General features: G+C 43.3%; 16 protein-coding genes. 10 read left to right on the plus strand and 6 right to left on the minus strand.

From position 1 onward, the window contains the following. Window positions 1–12 precede the first annotated feature (12 nt). Both AC1XUD_RS10865 and nadE read right to left on the minus strand, forming a co-directional pair. Complete coding sequence (locus AC1XUD_RS10865; RefSeq protein WP_483361018.1) at window positions 13–1,110, minus strand: glycoside hydrolase family protein; 1,098 nt, start codon at window positions 1,108–1,110, stop codon at window positions 13–15. A 177-nt stretch (window positions 1,111–1,287) separates the two neighbouring features. Further along, window positions 1,288–3,333, minus strand: a complete 2,046-nt coding sequence (nadE, locus tag AC1XUD_RS10870; protein ID WP_483361019.1) for an NAD(+) synthase — start codon at window positions 3,331–3,333, stop codon at window positions 1,288–1,290. A 193-nt stretch (window positions 3,334–3,526) separates the two neighbouring features. Here nadE and AC1XUD_RS10875 point away from each other — a divergent pair, with 193 nt between their 5' ends. Further along, complete coding sequence (locus tag AC1XUD_RS10875) at window positions 3,527–4,762, plus strand: ABC transporter permease (protein WP_483361259.1); 1,236 nt, start codon at window positions 3,527–3,529, stop codon at window positions 4,760–4,762. A 3-nt stretch (window positions 4,763–4,765) separates the two neighbouring features. Here AC1XUD_RS10875 and AC1XUD_RS10880 read toward each other — a convergent pair whose 3' ends face one another. The 3 genes from AC1XUD_RS10880 to AC1XUD_RS10890 all read right to left on the minus strand — a co-directional run bounded on the left by AC1XUD_RS10880 (window position 4,766) and on the right by AC1XUD_RS10890 (window position 7,563). Then, a complete protein-coding gene (locus tag AC1XUD_RS10880; RefSeq protein WP_483361020.1) occupies window positions 4,766–5,929 on the minus strand; it encodes a methionine aminotransferase in 1,164 nt (387 codons plus the stop codon). Between the two features lie 71 nt (window positions 5,930–6,000). Beyond that, window positions 6,001–6,495 (minus strand): NUDIX hydrolase, encoded by a 495-nt coding sequence (locus tag AC1XUD_RS10885; protein WP_483361021.1) that lies wholly within the window; start codon window positions 6,493–6,495, stop codon window positions 6,001–6,003. 24 nt (window positions 6,496–6,519) lie between these two features. Beyond that, the gene (locus AC1XUD_RS10890) at window positions 6,520–7,563 is read right to left on the minus strand and encodes a LacI family DNA-binding transcriptional regulator (protein ID WP_483361022.1); all 1,044 of its coding nucleotides are present in this window, start codon (window positions 7,561–7,563) and stop codon (window positions 6,520–6,522) included. Window positions 7,564–7,956: 393 nt separating this feature from the next. On the opposite strand from AC1XUD_RS10890, the gene AC1XUD_RS10895 reads away from it, so the two are divergent. From AC1XUD_RS10895 to AC1XUD_RS10930, 8 genes are all read left to right on the plus strand, one after another. Continuing rightward, window positions 7,957–8,724 carry an SDR family NAD(P)-dependent oxidoreductase gene (locus AC1XUD_RS10895; protein WP_483361023.1) on the plus strand — a complete coding sequence of 256 codons (768 nt, stop codon included), beginning with the start codon at window positions 7,957–7,959 and terminating at the stop codon, window positions 8,722–8,724. A 92-nt stretch (window positions 8,725–8,816) separates the two neighbouring features. Further along, a complete protein-coding gene (gene kduI, locus AC1XUD_RS10900; RefSeq protein WP_483361024.1) occupies window positions 8,817–9,647 on the plus strand; it encodes a 5-dehydro-4-deoxy-D-glucuronate isomerase in 831 nt (276 codons plus the stop codon). A 369-nt stretch (window positions 9,648–10,016) separates the two neighbouring features. Beyond that, complete coding sequence (locus tag AC1XUD_RS10905) at window positions 10,017–12,350, plus strand: glycosyl hydrolase family 28 protein (protein WP_483361025.1); 2,334 nt, start codon at window positions 10,017–10,019, stop codon at window positions 12,348–12,350. Between the two features lie 113 nt (window positions 12,351–12,463). After that, window positions 12,464–12,805, plus strand: coding sequence for a cupin domain-containing protein (locus AC1XUD_RS10910; RefSeq protein ID WP_483361026.1), 342 nt, complete (start codon window positions 12,464–12,466; stop codon window positions 12,803–12,805). A gap of 24 nt (window positions 12,806–12,829) precedes the next feature. Further along, window positions 12,830–14,752, plus strand: a complete 1,923-nt coding sequence (locus AC1XUD_RS10915; protein WP_483361027.1) for a glycoside hydrolase family 88 protein — start codon at window positions 12,830–12,832, stop codon at window positions 14,750–14,752. A gap of 17 nt (window positions 14,753–14,769) precedes the next feature. Continuing rightward, entirely contained in the window at window positions 14,770–16,296 is a 1,527-nt protein-coding gene (locus AC1XUD_RS10920; protein WP_483361028.1) for a tagaturonate reductase, read from the plus strand. 48 nt (window positions 16,297–16,344) lie between these two features. Further along, window positions 16,345–17,625: an MFS transporter gene (locus AC1XUD_RS10925; RefSeq protein WP_483361029.1), complete on the plus strand. Its 1,281-nt coding sequence runs from the start codon at window positions 16,345–16,347 to the stop codon at window positions 17,623–17,625. A 70-nt stretch (window positions 17,626–17,695) separates the two neighbouring features. Next, window positions 17,696–18,130, plus strand: coding sequence for a nuclear transport factor 2 family protein (locus AC1XUD_RS10930; protein ID WP_483361030.1), 435 nt, complete (start codon window positions 17,696–17,698; stop codon window positions 18,128–18,130). Window positions 18,131–18,133: 3 nt separating this feature from the next. Here AC1XUD_RS10930 and AC1XUD_RS10935 read toward each other — a convergent pair whose 3' ends face one another. Next, entirely contained in the window at window positions 18,134–18,376 is a 243-nt protein-coding gene (locus AC1XUD_RS10935; RefSeq protein ID WP_483361031.1) for a hypothetical protein, read from the minus strand. Window positions 18,377–18,663: 287 nt separating this feature from the next. On the opposite strand from AC1XUD_RS10935, the gene AC1XUD_RS10940 reads away from it, so the two are divergent. Continuing rightward, complete coding sequence (locus AC1XUD_RS10940; protein WP_483361032.1) at window positions 18,664–19,566, plus strand: hypothetical protein; 903 nt, start codon at window positions 18,664–18,666, stop codon at window positions 19,564–19,566. Window positions 19,567–19,628: the final 62 nt, after the last annotated feature.

Consider the following 19,628-nt stretch of genomic DNA (forward strand, 5'->3'; position numbering starts at 1 on the left):
CTGACGAACAGCTTATTTATTATTGAAAATCAGCCTACTCTTACCTTTATCGACAGACGTGGCCACGGCAATTCCCCGTTGGTTTTTTCCATTTACAGCGCAATAGAAATGATATACGATCCCGTTGTACTTCACCACCGAGCTCTTGTGCGCATATTTTTCGTCATAAGGTTCTGATGGCTTAATAAGGTCATCGCCGTTCCAATCCGTCCAGTTGACCAGATCGTAACTGCATGCAAAGCGGTTATATGCATTTTTTCGACCCTCCCAAAAAGCACCGAAATAAACCATCACCCACACGTCATTAATTTTTCTGACCACTGCATTTCCCGTGAGGCCTGACTTTCGGTATACCACCGGATCCTTGGCAAAACGCTTCCAATTGATCATATCATTCGAAACCGCCATACCAATTCGCTCAAAACCGGGCAAATTTGAAGTCGTGTTGTGTTCCTTGTCGCCGGTGGCATTATAATACATCACGAACTGGTAACCCAAAGTTTTTTTCTTATCCCAAATGATAGTGCTCTCCATCAGCTTGGCATTATCCCACCAACCTGCGCTTGTATCGTTTGGAATAAGGATCGGCTTATTCATTCTGCTCCATTCTTGCGGTATCGATGGATCCTTCGTCGTAGCGAGACCGATTGCTACAGGCCCGCCTTTGTAACCCCGGTGATTTCCGCCGATATATGACATCCAATATTTACCCTGGTATTTTTCTAATTGATACCCGCCATCCCACTGATGATCCTGTAAAGCCACAAGCCCACCTTTTTGATTGCTATCCCAGGTGGTCGTATCCGAAAAACTCATGATTTTGCCGAGCGTTTGCCATTCCAGCAGGTCATGACTTTTGGCCAAAAGAGTTTCATAGCCACGGCCATCAAAAACTACATAGCTCATATACCAATCTTTTCCCTTTCTGAAAACGGTTGGACAATCAATTTGCCTGGAATCGTCTGAAGGCACTATCGCCAGCCCATATTTATACGGCGTCTTAATCTCGTCGTAGATTTGTTGCATAACCTCTTGAGGGACAGCCTTCTCCTGGGCAAAAACAAACAATGGCAAATTCATCAATAACATAAAAAGAAGTCTCTTTGCCATCAGCGTTGTCTGTTTTTGATTTGATATATTATGAAATTTTGGCATTTGATAGTCAATGCGATTTTCGACTAAGAAGGTTTTTTCTTTTTCACCATTAAGTGATTGAGGAGCATTAAGTAGCTCAATAATTGAAACTTAGCCACTCTGAACTTGTTGATGATTCAATAAGAATAATGCTTAAAAGCCAATCCGTTTTCGACTGCCTGATCTCAAACTACCTTCCACATATTCACGCAGTTCTGCCAGTTCCTTTTCAAAACCGCCTGAAAGAATCGGGAAACGGCACCAGGACCTTGGGTCCAGATTGAGATCATCCAGATGAAATGATGGTGCGTAGCGCTCCCTTTTCCATTGATTACGGCTCCAAAGTCTGAAAAAGCGCTGGGTCCAATTCAATATCCGTTCTTCGTCATATAGTCCCTTAAACTGCACCTGCATAGTTTTGTATACCTGCAAAGGCGACTTTTTGTCACGAATGGCCAGCCTTTCGACGTAATTCAGGAAGTCATAAGGCATCAAATCGGCTTCATCGGTTTGATTTCTTTCCAGTGGGCGAAGTTCAGCAGTGGGTTGCAAGCTGTTGACTTTCTTCAAGCCTTCGATCCGGATATGTTTTCCTTTCACCTCACAACCAACCAATTCCAGCCATTTCAGCCATTGTCGCAAATAGTGTTTATCAATGCCCGCCAACGGGCTGATACTACCAGAAGTATCGCCGTCCATCGTCGCATATCCCACAGCAACTTCCGAGCGATTCGAAGTCGCCAGAAGCAAATGGTTAGACAGGTTCGTCAAAAGCCAGACACCCGGAGCGCGTACACGAGCCTGAATGTTCTGCAGGGCAATATCGTCAGTATCCCAGCTCAGTTTTCTGCCAATCTGATCTTCGATCAAGCCCTTATAAGTTTCGACCAACCCATTGATATTGATATTGTAAAACTTTGATCCGATTGATTCAGCCAGCGAACGGGCAGACTCCAAAGTATCTTCAGAACTGTTTTCCGTGCCTTGATAAATGTTGTGAACAAGTACAAAAGCAAGATCTTCCTCCGTTTTAGCGGACTCTATTCCCTTAATATACTTTAGCTTTTCTTTTAACTTTTCAAAACCAATACTCTCGTCTGCCAGCCGGATCATCAGTCCGCATAGTGCCGTGCAGGCGCAGGAATCCGCGCCGCCAGAAAGTGATATGGTAAAACCGTTAGACCGGCTTTTTCGTAAATAATCAAACAAAGCCAGACAAACTGCCCTTGCAAACTCTTCTTCCTTTAACGCGCCACCCTTCTCAAACGCCTCCAATTCAGCCACTTGCGGTACAACAGGATTTATATCGGGAAAATCAAAACGGGATTTAACCAACCATGTTTTATCCTTATTCAGTTGTACCCGATTCTGAATCTGGTTTAACCTGGTATTGTCGGTGTCGATAACTGCACTAGTCACAAAATATTCCTCATAACTAAACCTTGGGCTGGATACCAGCAAATCTCCGTTGGAGGCAATCATCGCATCGCCATCATATATTGCGCGTCCGGCCTCATTTCCCAATAAATTGGTATATATATAACTGCATCCAAATGACCGGGAACCGTCGATAACAAGCCGTTCACGGGTCATAAATTTGTGAAAAGCAAAGTGACTGGCGCTTGGATTTAATATGATATCTACGCCCCTTTCATAATGTCTGCGCCCGGGACGATTTGCCACCCAGGCATCTTCACAGATTTCAAAACCAATTCTTACTCCAGATGTATGGTTACCAACCAGCTCGAAAATTACATCACCTATCGGATAGCTGATTTGATTAATTTCAATATTTTCAACCAGTCCCGCAGGCCACGGATGAAACCAACGGGTTTCGTAATGTATGCCGTTATTGGCAAGATTTTGCTTGCAGTAAAACCCGCTGATCTGGCGATTGACGATCAAACAAGCAGCATTATACAGTCGATTATTATGGCGAATGGGCAAACCCAAGGAAACCGCGATCCCACTTGTGGCGGCTACAATTTCGGATAGTGCATGCAGCACCTGATCGGCAAGGTCCTGAGCGAAAAAATAATCCTCGCAACCATATCCGGAAACGCATAACTCAGGGAGGCATAGTAAACTGATCTCGTGTTTTCTGGCTTCATCAATCGCCCGGATAATATTTTCAGTATTCGAATCCCACGCCATAGGCGTTTGATTGACAACCCCGGCTGCTACTTTAATCAACGGCATATATTGAATCCGATTTTTTTGATTTTGTTACAAATGTAAAGATATACTTCATTTGGAGAGGACAAGGCGCGAACCACAATTACATCGTGGAAATGACAGATCTGGTTCAAATTTCTTTCTCATGAGAGAACTTACAACGAGATACCCCATATTTCTTATATTTTTGTCAAGTTTCAATTTAATCAGTTCTCTTTTGCAGTTTCCCAACTTTATTGCCAAACGTATCCGGCATAATGAAGCAGGCTCCTTTTCGGCTACCGTATCAGGGATTGGTGTAGCAAGTATCGCCATCGGCGTTGCTGTGGGAATTCTGGCATTTTCGATACTGCTGGGTTTCAAGCAAACGATCAGGCAAAAGGTTTTCATTTTCGGAGCGCATATTAATATCAGTGCTTATATCCTGGGGAATACCTATGAGGAAGGCCCCCTTCCGATTAAAAATCCAATCGCCGACGAACTTCCAAAAATCTCTGAAATTGACCACTGGAATGTGGTTGCTCACAAATCAGGGATACTTAAAACCAAAGACGAAATCAAAGGAATAGTGCTGAAAGGCGTTGGGAAGGACTATACCTGGGACCTTTTCAAAAATAATCTGGTTGCTGGAAAGATCATTGACTATAAAGATTCCTCATCTATCAAATACGGATATTCTTCACAGGTAATCATCAGTAAAAAAATCGCAGACCAGCTCGTTCTAAAACCTGGAGACGACGTAATTATGTATTCGCTGCAAAATCCGCCGAGGCCAAGAAAACTGACCGTCTCCGGGATTTATGACACCCAAATGGAAGAATTCGATAATCTGCTCATATTAGGCGACTTGGGTCTGGTTCAACGTTTGAATGGATGGGGAAAGGATTCTATTGGCACCTACGAAATATATCTCAAAGATTTTTCTAAACTGGATGAGGTTACAACGAGACTTAAAGGTGTGCTACCGCCAGGGGTTTATCTATCAAAAGTGACAGATTCGTTTAGACCTCTGTTCGACTGGCTGGTTTTACTAGATCGAAACACAGCCGTTTTTCTTTCCTTAATACTGTTCGTGGCATGTTTCAATATGGTGTCCATTTTGCTCGTCATGATTATGGAGCGCACTCCGCTGATCGGCCTTTTGAAGACGCTGGGGAGCCCCAACCGACAGATACGAATGGTATTCTTCCGGGTCGGGCTTCATATGGTTAATAAAGGATTACTTATCGGAAATATAACGGGACTCGCGCTTTGCTGGTTGCAATATCAGTTTCATATCATCCCGCTGGATCCTGTAAACTATTATATGGATACCGTTCCCATCATTTTCGACTGGCCCATTATAGCTTTGGTCAATGTAATTACAGTAATAGTTTCAGCACTCATTCTTCTGATTCCAACGCTGATCATCACCCGCATTCAGCCTGTGAAGGCGCTGTTATTCAAAAAGTAGGGCTCACCATTTTACCTTTTCCAATTTCTCGGCGGCACGAAGAAGCGTGTCATCATTTTTGGCAAAACAGAAACGTAAAGTTTTGAAAATAACTGGTTTGGAATAAAACGCTGAAACCGGAATCGCGGCCACGCCATATTCTTTTGTGAGCCGTTCGACCAACGCTTCATCTTCCTGATCCGACAATTTGCTATAATCAACGTTCTGGAAAAAACTTCCGGAACTTGGCTTCATATTAAAACCGATATGATTGATCGCGTCAAAAAACAGATTTCTTTTTTGCTGATAAAAAGCGGACAACTCCTGATAGTGGGCAGGATCCTGCAGAAACTCCGCAATCGCAAATTGAAAGGGAGTGATCACGCTGAACACCATAAACTGGTGAATTTTACGGAACTCAACCATCAGATTTTCAGGTGCCAGGCAATATCCCAATTTCCATCCTGTAATATGAAACGTCTTGCCAAAAGACCCACAAACAAATGAGCGGCCAGCCAAGGCTGGAATGGACGAAACGGAAATGTGTTCTCTGTCATCAAAAACGATATGCTCGTAAACCTCGTCGCTGATCACAATCAGATCATGTGCTTCGGCAATTCTTGACAAATTGTTCAAATCTTCTTTCGTGAAAACATAGCCAGACGGATTGTGCGGTGTATTTACGATAATTGCCTTTGTCTTGTACGTAATTTTGCTTTCCACTTCCACCCAATCAATCGATTGAAAAACTGGCGACAAAGTGACAAAAACAGGCACTCCCCCATTCATCACAATCGCAGGAACATAACTGTCGTAGCACGGTTCCAGAACGATCACCTCGTCGCCAGCCTCAACAACTGCCGATATGGCTACGTAAAGTGCTTCTGTGGCACCGCTCGTTATCGTTATCTCGGTATCCGCCCGATATTCGCATTTCGTAGCTGTAAATACTTTTTCCACGATTGCCTCCCGTAAGGGCATCACCCCTGCCATAGGCGCGTATTGATTTTTGCCCAACTGCATATACTTTGTCACCAAACTTGTAAGCTTTGGTGAGCAGTCAAACTCCGGAAAACCCTGAGCCAAATTAATAGCACCATGATCCTCGGCCAACTTTGAAATTTTTGTAAAAATGGTGGTACCAACGAAAGGTAGTTTGGAAGGGATCTGGATTTGAGAATGGGGCATGATTTATGAGTTCTATATCAAAAATATTTTCTTAACGTACTTTTCTGTTTTCAGGAAACGGGATGTAATCCTCATATCTTCTCCTCCAAAACCTCCAGCCCAAATCGAAAATGACTAACGCCACCCTGCCCCGACAATAGCTTCCGAAGCGGTATTTTGGGGTATATGGCTTCCTCGTCAAAGGTTTTGAGATCGTGCCATTTGAAAAGCAGTGTGTTGTTTCCCTCGACTGCCGTTTTATCTGAAAAGTCTGAGAAGTCAATGATATCCAATAAATAATAAAGGCCGATTTCGTGGTATTGTTTATTCTCATATTCGAAGAAATTTTCGGCGATTGCAATAAGATTTCCCACCGTCACTTCGCTGTTCAACTCTTCCATCATTTCGCGGGCAAGCGCGTCGGCAGAAAATTCAAACATATCAACGCGTCCACCGGGAAGGCTCCAGAACCTATCTGATTCGCTTTTATGAAGCAGAATTTTCCCCTCCCGTACAGCAATTCCAGCCACCCGATAGTTGAACAATCCTTCTCCAACTGGTAAGCATATAGCCAAATCTCCATTCATATTTAGAATCAGGATATTGTGATATCAAACGTTCGCGCCGATTGCGGAACCAACCGTCGACTCTCTGATATGGAGCGAGGTTTTCATGGTTTTTTTCTCAAAACCAGTTACTTTTTGAGGATATTCGATTAGCCGGATCAGCATTTCGGTGGCCTGTTGCCCCATTTCGATAGCGGGTTGCACAACGGCTGTTAGTGGTGGATTTAAAAGATCGGCTACTGCGATATTGGTAAAGCCCAGCAACGCAATTTCCTCGGGAATTTTAATTTTGTTTTTGATCAAAACGGCAAGACATCCTGTTGTGAGCCTGTCGGAAGCAGCAAAAATAGCATCAGGTGGTTCAGGCATGTCCAGCAATTGCTGAATGGCTTCTTCGTTTTCACTGGCGACCATTCCTCCGTGGTGGCAATATTTTACATATGACTCATCAAACCCTATACCATTGTCTTCCAGCGCCTTACGATATCCAGCCAAGCGTTCAGTGGTGATTGACAAATATTTTGGACTGGTAATATGCGCAATTCGTCTTTTACCGGTTTTGATCACGTGTTCAATTGCTTCATAGCTTCCTAGAAAATTATCAGCGATAATTTTGTGCGCCTCCAGCTCATTTGGTACCCGATCAAAAAACACAATCGGCATTTCTTTCCGTATCAATTCCTTAAAATGGTCAATATCAGTCGTTAAACTTGACAATGAGACCAGAAGTCCATCAACTTTTCTGGAAACAAGATAATGGGTATTGGTCACCTCGCGCTCAAACGATTCGTGGCTTTGAAAAATCACCACATGGTAGCCCATATTGTAAGCGATCGATTCAATTCCATTGATGAGCTGCGAGAAAAATGAATTTGCAATTTCAGGAATAATAACGCCTATAGCCCGGCTTTTGCTGTCTCTCAGACTTAGTGCAATCGGATTAGGCCGGTAGTTCATTTTTTCGGCATATTCCATCACCAGTCTCTTCGTCTCGACATTAATTTCGTAGCTATTCCTGAGTGCCCGTGACACCGTAGAAGTTGACAAATTCAACGCCTTTGCAATATCCTTAATCGTGATAGTCTCCAAAATAAAATGATTTTCCTTTTATTGAGTTAGGTTGATGGTACTGAAATTATTGCATAATCTCAAGTAAACCTATTTTTGTTAAAAGTAACCAAGAACCAAACATTGATATACTTACAAGCGACATTCTTGATGGGTGTGCGGCTTGCTGGCTGATCCACTTTGCACCTGACACACCTCTCGTTCCTGCTCCTCTCATTTAAAAAAGCAAAATTAAATTCAAATTACTGGCACAACTTAGTGAATGGCAACGTTCCCGATAACGATTGCACAAAAAAAGACAATTAAATGTTTGATTTCTAACATTTTCTACCCTAAACTCGTTGCACTTCCCATCTGTAATTTTTAAAAGCAAGATAAGTCGATAGGGGCCGCAAACTAGTTTACAAACACATAATGTCCATCTCAAAGTTATTCGAATTAAGTAATAAGACCGCGCTCGTCACTGGTTGTAACAAAGGCATTGGAAAAGCCATGGCTATTGCCCTCGCCGAAGCCGGTGCCAATATCATCGGCATATCTTCTTCCATTCAAACCGGCAGTGAGGTGGAAACGGAGGTGACCAATTTAGGGCGTCAGTTTTTCCCATATGCCGTCGATCTGGGAAATCGCGAAAGGATCTACGAGTTTTTAAAAACCGTCAAAGCCGACCATCCGGTGATTGATATCCTGATCAACAACGCCGGAATTATTTTACGAAAACCAGCAGCCGAACACCCGGACGAAATGTGGGATAACGTTCTGGATATCAACCTCAATGCTCCGTTTATACTTTCCCGTGAATTGGGAAAAGAAATGATAGCAAGAGGATATGGAAAAATCATTTTCACTGCATCACTGCTCACCTTTCAGGGAGGAATCAATGTCCCTGGATATACTGCTGCAAAAAGCGCTATCGGCGGATTAATCAAAGCTTTGGCTAACGAATGGGCTGGTAAAGGCGTGAATGTCAACGGAATCGCTCCGGGATATATCAACACCGATAATACCGAAGCGTTGAGAAAAGATCCAGTAAGAAGTAAATCTATATTGGATCGTATTCCGGCGGGCCGCTGGGGTCTGCCAGAGGACTTCAAAGGCCCTGCAATATTCCTGGCCTCCTCTGCATCTGACTACGTAAACGGCACCATTCTCACTGTGGATGGCGGCTGGATGGGAAGATAAAGTCAGAAAAGTTAACGGTTACGTGAACAATGGTCGATGATCATCTTACCTGAATTTTACATTAAACAATTTGCCGCCAGGCGCAATATATTATGGAAATACGATTTGAATCAAGCCCTAAAGAAGTGTCTCAAATGAACACGAAGTCTCTGAGGGATAACTTTTTGATAGAACAATTGTTCGAGAGAGATCGGATATCATTTGTGTACTCACATTATGATAGGGTTTTGATCGGAAGCGCGCTACCGGTTTCGGCACCTTTAACTTTACAAACTTGTGACAGCCTGAAAGCCGAGTATTTTCTGGAACGTCGTGAAATTGGAATTATCAATATTGGTGGCGACGGTGTCGTAATTGCCGACGGAACAGAATATTCGATCAGCAAACTGGGCTGTTTGTATGTTGGAAAAGGGACAAAGGAAGTAATCTTTAAAAGCGTGGATGCAATTAACCCAGCCGCATTTTACCTGCTTTCATCGCCAGCGCACCAAACTTACCCCACGACACTTTACACCAAGGAAGAAGCCACACCGGTAACGGTCGGCAGTTCAGAAACTTCTAACCTGCGCACGATATACAAGTATATCCATATGCAGGGTATTCAAAGTTGCCAGTTGGTGATGGGACTGACGGTATTAAGTCCGGGAAGTGTTTGGAATACCATGCCGGCGCATATCCACGATCGTCGGATGGAAGCGTATTGCTATTTCGATGTACCGGAGGGGCAGCGTGTTCTACATTTAATGGGCGCTCCTGAAGAAACAAGGCATCTTTGGGTGGCTGACAGACAAGCTATTATTTCCCCGCCGTGGTCTATCCATTCTGGCTGTGGAACCGCTAATTATTCATTCATTTGGGGAATGGCAGGAGAAAATAAAGACTATACTGATATGGACGCGGTAGCGATTACGGGATTGAGGTAGGGCTGTCGGCTTTCGGCTATCATGTGCCCTAGATTAATCACACGGATATTAAATAGTGATTTGAAGCCGGTTGTTTTGATGAATACAATCGGCTTCGCTTTTTTCAATATATCGGAATAGTGCAAAAATATTTCAGCCTTCAACTTCCGGCATTTCTGTGCATATGCTTCTGAGACCAGGTCTGAAGCAAAACATTTCACTCCAATTCCATCTCGCAGGCTTTCTGGCAACGTTCCCGATAACGATTGCACAACAAAAGACAATTTATTATTTGATAATTATAATTATTACATATAAACTGGTTTGTCTTTTCGAATCCCGCACTATACTATATCCTGTTGCATTTCTATAAATAAGACAACATTTACTATGCATAGTTTTATTGCCTCGTTCGTATTGGTTGCCATGCTTTTCGTCCCATCCGAAAAAACGACGATCTTTCTTGTCGGAGATTCCACGATGGCAAACAAGGCACCGGGCGACGCACCCGAAACTGGTTGGGGAATGGAATTTCAGCAATATCTCCAATCAGAAAAGATTTTGGTGCAGAATCATGCTATGAACGGCAGGAGCAGCAAAAGCTTTATAACGGAAGGACGATGGAAAAAGGTAGTGGATGAAATGAAAGGGGGCGATTGGGTATTCATACAATTTGGTCACAACGATTCCAAAGATCAGGATACCAGCCGATATGCCGCTCCGCAGTCTGCCTATCGTGACAACCTCATCAAATTCATTTCCGAAACGAGAAAAAAAGGCGGCAATCCTGTGTTGCTGACGCCGGTCGTACGAAGAAGATTTGATGAAAAAGGTAAATTCTACGATACACACGGCGAATATCCGGCGGCTGTAAAAGCAGTTGCGGCTTCTCAGAAAGTACCTTTGATAGATTTGCACGCAATGAGCCAAAAACTAATTGAAAATCAGGGAGTTGAAAAATCAAAATCGCTCTTTTTACATTTGGCTGGCGGTATTTATCAGAAATTTCCAAAAGGCATTCACGACGACACCCATTTTTCAAGATATGGTGCCGAATCAATCGCCTCTCTCGTGGCCTCTGCAGTATTAAAAGACATTCCCGAGCTGGGCAAGCAACTTTCCAAATTTGGAGATACGGACCTATATGTTTTTGAATTGCCCCGAATCATTACTCCGGCGTTCAAAAAAGATACTTTTGATATACGCCAATATGGATCAAAAGCCGATGGCGTTACGCTTAATACTGAGTCGATTGCAAAAGCAATATCTGCATGTAATTTGAATGGCGGTGGAACAGTGCTGATCCCCGCGGGCTTCTGGCTTACTGGCCCTATTGTATTGAAAGACAGTGTTAATCTGCATATAGCGCAGGGAGCACTCATTCAGTTCAGCGATCAATATGAGGATTATCCGTTGGTCAAAACCAGTTGGGAAGGATTGGATGCAATCCGTTGCCAATCGCCTATAAGCGCGACTGGTGCAACGAATATTGCCATCACCGGATCAGGAATAGTCGATGGGGCCGGCCAGGTTTGGCGTTCCGTTAAAAAGGAGAAACTGACTGATGGTCAGTGGCAGAAATTGGTAACTTCAGGCGGAGTTTTGAGAGAAGATAAACAAACCTGGTACCCTACGGAGGCTATTAAAAAGGGGAGCAACGAGAAAAATGTAGGTAATATATCGGCGGGGTATACTGTGGAAAATGCCGAACCTTTCCGTTCTTATCTCCGACCAAATCTGATCCGTCTTACTGAATGCCGTGAAATCCTTCTGGACGGCGTTACGTTTCGCAACTCGCCAGCATGGAACCTTCATCCTATGCTATGCGACCATATCACGATCAAAAATCTGACGGTTCAGAATCCGTGGTATGCCCAAAATGGTGACGGGCTGGATCTTGAATCCTGCACTTACGCGTCTATCGACAATTGCACTTTTGACGTCGGTGATGACGGGATATGCATCAAATCTGGACGAGATGAAGAAGGCAGAAAACGCGGAAGGCCAACTGAAAATGTGATTGTGCAGAATAGTACTGTTTTTCATGGACATGGCGGTTTTGTGATTGGCAGCGAGATGTCTGGAGGCGTAAAAAACATATATGTCAACAATTGCAATTTCCTGGGAACTGACGTCGGCTTACGTTTCAAAACAGCACGCGGAAGGGGAGGCGTTGTTGAGAATATTTATGTTTCAAATATCAACATGACCAATATTCCGGGTGAAGCCATTCTGTTTGATATGTATTATATGGCCGTTGATCCCGTTCCAAAAGCCGGTCAGAAAGCGGAAATGCCGGTAGTGAAATCCATGCCGGTTGATGCAGGAACGCCTGTTTTCCAAAATTTCAATATCAGCAATCTAGTTTGCAAGGGAGCAGAAACCGGCATCATGGTTCGCGGATTGCCTGAGATGAGTATAAAAGATATCAGAATTCAAAATGTTGATATTCAATGCAATAAGGGATTGATATGCATTGAAGGCGAGAACATTAATCTGAAAAACGTAAAGCTTCGTACCAAAGACCAAACCGTCATGCAGGTGTATAACAGCCAGAATGTGACGCTCGACAATATCGGATACGCCAGCGGAAAAGCGCTTTTACTGAAAGTAGATGGCGTTAAAAGCAAAAACATCCGCCTGATCAATACCAACGAAAAAGGAACAACGAAAGTAGTCGAGCTAAGCGAGAAAACACCAAAAACAGCATTTGTAAAAAACTAATACAGCCGCAGTTTAAAGTGAAAATTACTCCCAAAGAAAGGCGAGATAACTAATTGACAAACAGATACAATACTAATTGCTAAAACCTAATAGCTATCAGCTAACAGCCAAAAATGACAGTAAAAAACAAGTGGTTTACCCACGACAACGATATCGTATGGGAAGAACTCGGAGGAAGATTGAAAAGAAAGATCATGACTTATGACGAAAATATGATGATTGTCAAAGTGGCTTTTGAAAAAGGAGGTGTGGGTGCACTGCACAGCCATTATCACACGCAGATGAGCTACGTGGAAAGCGGAAGTTTTGAAATCACAATCGACGGAAAAACGGAGACACTTGTTGGCGGAGATACTTATTATATACCTCCCCATCTTGTACACGGAGCCTTTTGTTTGGAAAAAGGGGTTCTGGTCGACGTGTTCAATCCTTATCGCGAGGACTTTGTAATCTAAAATTCGAATCTTAAGAATATACCCATGTCATCCAGCCTTTCGTGCCGCATATTAACAGCATTTTTCTTCCTCTCTTTCGGTGCATTTGCGCAGTCGGAGCCTCCCTGGTCAGTTCGAATGGCTGATTCTTTTATGAAAACTCATAAGGACTCGATCCTGGTAGGAAAAAACAATTTTACACGCTGGGATTATGAACAAGGACTTATGCTCAAAGCGCTTGAAAAAGTGTGGTATCGGACTGGCGAAGGAAAATATTTTGAATATATCCGCAAGGATATTGACCAATATGTAAGTGCCGACGGATCGATCAGAAGTTATAAAGAAGATGAATATAACCTCGACAACATCTCGACAGGCCGTATCTTGTTAACCCTTCATCAACAAACTTTACCGGATAAGGATAAATACAAAAAAGCGGCAGATAAGCTTTGGGCGCAGCTGGAGCATCAACCGAAAACAAAAGAAGGTGGATACTGGCATAAGAAAAGGTATCCGGGTCAAATGTGGTTAGATGGACTTTTTATGGCCGAGCCGTTTTCGGCAGAGTATTCACTTCTGTTTGACCATCCGGAACATTTTGACGACATCGCACTCCAGTTTGCATTGATCGAAAAAAATGCGGTTGATAAAAAGACAGGACTGATCTATCATGGATATGATGAAACCCGTGAACAAAAATGGGCCGACAAAACAACGGGTTTATCGCCTCATTTCTGGTCGCGGGCGATTGGTTGGTACGCTATGGCACTTGTTGAAGTGCTGGATTATATTCCTGCAAATCATCCAAAACGTCCTGAATTAATTGGATATCTTAAAAGATTGGCGCCTGTTCTGGTAAAATATCAGGATGCAAAATCCGGATTATGGTATCAAATCACCGATCAGGGCAACCGGGCTGGCAACTATTTTGAGGCGTCTTCAACATGTATGTTCGTATATGCTTTGGCGAAAGGGGCGCGCATGGGCTATATCCCTGCCACATACACGGCCGCGGCCCAAAAGGGGTATGCTGGTATTCTGAAAAATTTCATCGGAAAGGAAGAAGATGGAACGGTGAGCCTTAATAAAACGGTGAGCGTTGGCGGCCTTGGTGGCACCCCCTATCGCGATGGCAGCTACGAATACTACCTAAGTGAACCGATCCGAAAAAACGATCTGAAAGGAATCGGGCCGTTCATTTTTGCAAGCGTGGAAATGGAAATAGCGAATGAGAATACCGTCGGGAAAGGAAAAACGGTTGGGCTGGATTATCATTTTAATAAAGAGACGCGTAAAAATCTGCTGGGAAATGATGAGCCATTCCATTATACCTGGGAGGATAGAATGCATTCAGGATTCTGGCTTTGGGGCAACACGTTTCGTGAATTGGGTGCCAAAACCACATCCATTAAAGGCAGGCCAACAGCCCAATCGCTTGCTGGCGTGAATGTCTATATTATCTGTGATCCGGATACCAAAAAGGAATCGCCGAATCCCAACTATATCGAGAAAGAAGATATATCTGCAATTGAGATATGGGTAAAAAATGGCGGAGTTTTGGTGCTGATGGCCAACGACACTGCTAACTGCGAGATCCCACATTTTAATCAATTAGCCAAAAAATTCGGAATCGAGTTTACGGCAAAAAATAGAAATATGGTTCAGGGATTACAGTTTGAACAGGGAAAAATTATCGTTTCGGCGGCTGCCAAATCAGTTTTCAAAAATGAAGACAAGCTATATATCAAAGAATTATCCCCACTAAAATTGACCGCCCCGGCAAAACCACTACTGATCGACGGCGGTGATATTATTTTGGCCAGTTCGAAAGTAGGGAAAGGAACTGTGTTTGCTGTGGGCGACCCATGGCTGTACAACGAATATCTGGACGGCCGACGGATTGATAATTCCTTTCAAAATTTCCAGGCAGGGAAAGACCTTGCGCGCTGGCTATTGACATTGCCCTAAAATTGAGGATACACATTATGAAAACACATCTTTTCCGTGAGAATTTGAACAACATTCGAAAGAATGCCAAGGTGCAGATCGCCGAAGAATCGGTTCTACGGCTACCTGAAAAGGTGTTGCAGTTCGGTTCGGGGGTTTTGCTAAGAGGCCTTGCGGACTATTTTATCGATAAGGCTAACAGGCAGGGCATATTCAACGGAAGGGTGGTTATTGTAAAAACAACAGAACAAACTGATATTAAGACGTTTGCCAAGCAAAATAATCTATATACCATATATTCCAAGGGATATGAAGACGGCCAACTGATTGAAGAAACGACCATATGCACTTCGATTAGTCGCGTTCTTTCAGCAAAAAAACAGTGGTCGTTGGTACTCGATTGTGCAAAAAATCCGAATATCTCACTAGTCATTTCCAACACGACCGAATTGGGAATTCAGCTCGTGCAGGATGACATATACCAATGGCCGCCCGTTTCATACCCGGGTAAGTTACTGGCCTTTTTATATGCCCGATTCGTAACCTTTGGCGGCCGTCCAGAAAGCGGATTGGTCATTATTCCAACCGAACTAATTCATGAAAATGGCTCCCGACTGGAGGCGATCGTGATGGAACTCGCTCATCGTAACGGTCTGGAAAGTTCGTTTATCGACTGGCTGGAAAAGCACAACACGTTCTGCAATTCAATTGTCGACAGGATAATTCCCGGTTTGCCTGAAGAGGCAGAACGGGAGCGAATTGAAAGGGAGCTGGGTTATCGGGACGACTTGATGATTGTTGCCGAACATTATCGTCTATGGGCTATTGAGGGCGATGAAAATCTGGTTAAAAAACTGGGCTTCACCCAAGCTGACGATGGTATTGTCGTAACAGAAGATATCAACCAATACCTTGCATTAAAGCTCAGTTTGCTAAATGGAACGCATACTTTATGTGCCGCACTAGCACATTTGTGCGATATCCAGACGGTACGGCAAGCGATGGAAGACGCTGTATTTTCGTCTTTTATCACCAATCTGATGCAGAACGAAATAGCCCGGACGATCCCCTATTCTATCGATGCTGATACCGCCCAAAAGTATTCGGAAATGGTTCTTGACCGGTTCAGAAATACCTTATTGGAACATAAATGGCAACATATTTCCTATAATTACTCCGCCAAAATGGAGGCTCGTGTGGTTCCGATCCTTTTGAAATATGTGGCAGACAACAAGTCGTTACCTGAATATATCACCTTCGGTATGGCTGCATTTATTTTACTCACTAAACCGGGCAGGAAAAACGGCGCTTCGTTTGCACAAAAAAACCACAATAGTTATTATCTGTACAATGACGAAAATGCCGCGATTGTTTCCCAGCACTGGCATCAGGATTCCATTAAAGAGACGGTTTTCAGAATACTGTCAGAGCCCAGAATATGGGGCATTAACCTGTCTGATATCCCTGGTTTGCAGGCCCAAATCGTTCAATATATCAAGATGTTAATAGCTCAGGAGCCATATTCAGCTTTAACTTCTTTCATAAACAAAGTTGAATTTGTATAATCATTACGCCAAAAACCTTTCCCAGATACCTTCTTAATCCGTTCATTCATGCAAACCCAAATGACGAAATACCGCTGGCGCGTAGCCGCACTACTATTTTTTGCCACTACCATCAACTACCTGGATCGTCAGGTTCTGGGACTTTTAAAACCAACACTGGAAGCCGAATTTGGTTGGACAGAATCGGACTTTAGCCATATAGTCATGGCGTTCCAAGCTGCATATGCTATTTCTCTGATTGGTTTTGGCGCGATCATCGACCGAATCGGCACCAAATTAGGATATATTATCGCCGTCGTAGTTTGGAGTATCGCCGCTTTACTACATGCAGTAGCGACTGGAACACTCAGTTTTGCCTTCATGCGGGCCCTCCTGGGGCTTGGCGAAGCAGGAAACTTTCCTGTGGCTATCAAGGCTACCGCGGAGTGGTTTCCAAAAAAGGAGAGAGCACTTGCGACGGGGATATTTAATTCCGGAGCCAATATCGGCGCGGTCGTTGCTCCAATTATGGTTCCGTGGGTATTGGGCACATATGGTTGGCAGGAAGCGTTTCTGATAACAGGGGCTATCGGGTTCGTCTGGCTATTTTTCTGGATCCGTTATTATGAAATACCCGCCCGGCAGCCACTCTCAAACGATCTTGAAAAGGCATATATCACAAGCGATAACGAAATAGAAACAGGAAATGAAACTCCTGTAAAATGGCTTGATCTCTTTAAAATCCGACAAACCTGGGCTTTTGTTTTTGGAAAAATGCTCACCGATCCTATCTGGTGGTTTTTCCTGTATTGGCTTCCATCCTATTTCGCTGAAGCATTTAAACTCGATCTTTCCAGACCGAGTCTGGAGCTCGTGATCGTTTACACTGCAACGACAATTGGCAGTATTGGCGGTGGCTATCTTTCAGGCTATTTGATCAATAAAGGTTGGCCTGTATTCAAAGCCCGGAAGTCTTCCATGTTTCTATTCGCGGTATGCGTAATGCCGATTATGCTGGCTCAATATACCACCAATATATGGCAGGCAGTAGTTCTGATCAGTATTGCTGCAGCGGCACATCAGGCCTGGAGTGCTAATATTTTCACCACTGCAAGTGATATGTTTCCCAAAAGAGCAGTGAGTTCGGTGGTGGGTATCGGCGGCATGGCTGGGTCAGTGGGAGGTATTTTGTTTCCGCTTTTGGTTGGCCTGATCTTAGATCATTACAAAGCGGCGGGGAATATTGGAGGTGGCTATAATATCATTTTCGTGTTGTGCGGTTGTGCATATATGCTCGCGTGGGTGGTCATGCATTTGTTTGCACCTAAAATGGAAGAAGTTAAGATATAGGCGGGACGTTATATATTGCAAACGTTTTGCTTTCAATAGTAATACTAAATCCTGTTAAATTTTAAAAACAATGAGAAAGATATTTATACTGACTGCGTTGATCTTGATTGGAACTTTCAGCGCGTTTGCTCAGTCGAAAGATGAACAAGCGATTGCCGCTGCTGTTGAGAAGCTACGCGTAGCCATGATAGATGCCAACGAGGCCGAACTTGGGAAACTGACATCTCCCTTACTCAATTATGGCCACTCGTCAGGTTTATTAGAAGACAAAAAGGAGTTCATTCGGGCGATCATCAGCGGCGAATCCAACTTTACAAAAATTGAACTGCAGGATCAATCCGTTGTCTTGTCTGGAGATGTGGCAACTGTCCGTCACAAGCTGATGGGCAATACCGAAAACAAAGGAAAAGACCCCGCATCTGTTAAACTTGGGGTTTTTATGGTTTGGCAAAAAGTAAAAGGAGAATGGCTGTTGTTAGGCCGTCAGGCATTTAAGTTGCCGTAACGCCTATTCGCTTTTCAGACTATTACGCAATTTGTAAGTATGGTAAAGTCCATTTGCCATACTTGCAATTGTATATAAAGCCAGCTTCGAAATACTAAGTGCACCCAGCCACTTACCGAAGGTTACACTCCAAAGCCCGCCTTTTAGCAAAGCAAATCCTACATCGGCTAAAAAGGAAACTGCAATCAACAGAAACAAGAAGAATAGTGTCTTCCGAAGGAAGAAAGTTAACATGGCAGTATTCATGGCTATGGCTAAAATTAAGATTTTGGGCAAATTAGAGATTTTTTTGAATTATTTACATAAGTATGGCAGAAAACTGAGTTTTCGGTTGTAGTTGCTCAAACTTTTTGTCAAAAAATTCCATTCCACAAAATTTAGAATCGAGAAAAATGGTATTTAAATATCTCATGTTTGACAACCTACACGCTTGTTGACTTCTATGTTTTAAAAAAGATATCTCGTAATTTCGAAACATCAAAGCTCGAATTCAGCTAACCCTAATAACCTCACCATCAACAACCTCCCTAAAAATGACCTACATAAAAATCATATTTCTACTCGTATTGATCATGCTGGAAAAGTGCCACATTATCAATAAACAGACGCTGACAGATGCCGACAAGTCACTTCAAACCAGCCAGCTCAATGACAAACAGGATTTAAAAGGCAGCTGGCTGCTGGCTGAAGTAGATCAAAAGGAAATCGTCAATAAAAAGGAGGAAGATGGATTACTAGCAGATGCGAAGAAACAGAAAGCTGTCCAAAATGGCATGGTCATTTCATTCTTCCCCGATAGTACTTTCACGGAAATCTACGGTGACGGTCGCTATGAATTTGGAGGATATTCCATCAGTGAGCAAACACTTACTTTGAAAGATGAAAAGGAAGTCCGCAAAGTGCTGATCATATTCGGTACCGACGCATATGGCCGCAGAACGATTCAGTTAAAATCTGATAAAACGGCTGCGTCTCAAACATTTTCAGAATATGCCAGACCCCTGGAAAATTTCTCGGAAGATCCGTTTCATTCCAAAAACAATAACTGGCGTTTAAAACCAACCCTTGCTGAAAGCGACATGCAACTCGAGGCCAAGGTGATCAACTATATCCAGCACAATTGCTACATCCTAAAAGCCGCCACCGACCGCGACCAGGCGATCGTATCCTGGCAATTTTCAGAAGGAATAATCAGGATATATAACGGAGGCATTGGTATCGTTTCTGTTAACTATATTCCAGAGTCGTGGATCAATACATTTCACTCAAAAGAGGGTGCGATGAAGGCATACAATCTATATGAAAGTTACCTGCGCAGCAATTCCTACAAAGGAGCCAATACGGGTAAATGGGTAAAAGATGATTATGATATCCTGGTCAGTATATACGCGCATGCGAAGAAGTTGCAGGAGGAAAAGATAGCAACGCCCCTTTAATTTTTAAGAGCCATCGGAAATTGAAATTTTAACTTTCAGGAGCACCTCTCTTAGTTATCCTG

Source organism: Dyadobacter sp. HNCC25DJ184, from assembly GCF_056895215.1.

What these genes read in the sequence shown, in the direction of transcription:
- AC1XUD_RS10865 (WP_483361018.1), bottom strand. Translation starts at nt 1,110, where the DNA reads ATGGCAAAGAGACTTCTTTTTATGTTATTGATGAATTTGCCATTGTTT.
- nadE (WP_483361019.1), bottom strand. Translation starts at nt 3,333, where the DNA reads ATGCCGTTGATTAAAGTAGCAGCCGGGGTTGTCAATCAAACGCCTATG.
- AC1XUD_RS10880 (WP_483361020.1), bottom strand. Translation starts at nt 5,929, where the DNA reads ATGCCCCATTCTCAAATCCAGATCCCTTCCAAACTACCTTTCGTTGGT.
- AC1XUD_RS10885 (WP_483361021.1), bottom strand. Translation starts at nt 6,495, where the DNA reads ATGAATGGAGATTTGGCTATATGCTTACCAGTTGGAGAAGGATTGTTC.
- AC1XUD_RS10895 (WP_483361023.1), top strand. Translation starts at nt 7,957, where the DNA reads ATGTCCATCTCAAAGTTATTCGAATTAAGTAATAAGACCGCGCTCGTC.
- kduI (WP_483361024.1), top strand. Translation starts at nt 8,817, where the DNA reads ATGGAAATACGATTTGAATCAAGCCCTAAAGAAGTGTCTCAAATGAAC.
- AC1XUD_RS10905 (WP_483361025.1), top strand. Translation starts at nt 10,017, where the DNA reads ATGCATAGTTTTATTGCCTCGTTCGTATTGGTTGCCATGCTTTTCGTC.
- AC1XUD_RS10910 (WP_483361026.1), top strand. Translation starts at nt 12,464, where the DNA reads ATGACAGTAAAAAACAAGTGGTTTACCCACGACAACGATATCGTATGG.
- AC1XUD_RS10915 (WP_483361027.1), top strand. Translation starts at nt 12,830, where the DNA reads ATGTCATCCAGCCTTTCGTGCCGCATATTAACAGCATTTTTCTTCCTC.
- AC1XUD_RS10920 (WP_483361028.1), top strand. Translation starts at nt 14,770, where the DNA reads ATGAAAACACATCTTTTCCGTGAGAATTTGAACAACATTCGAAAGAAT.
- AC1XUD_RS10925 (WP_483361029.1), top strand. Translation starts at nt 16,345, where the DNA reads ATGCAAACCCAAATGACGAAATACCGCTGGCGCGTAGCCGCACTACTA.
- AC1XUD_RS10930 (WP_483361030.1), top strand. Translation starts at nt 17,696, where the DNA reads ATGAGAAAGATATTTATACTGACTGCGTTGATCTTGATTGGAACTTTC.
- AC1XUD_RS10935 (WP_483361031.1), bottom strand. Translation starts at nt 18,376, where the DNA reads ATGAATACTGCCATGTTAACTTTCTTCCTTCGGAAGACACTATTCTTC.
- AC1XUD_RS10940 (WP_483361032.1), top strand. Translation starts at nt 18,664, where the DNA reads ATGACCTACATAAAAATCATATTTCTACTCGTATTGATCATGCTGGAA.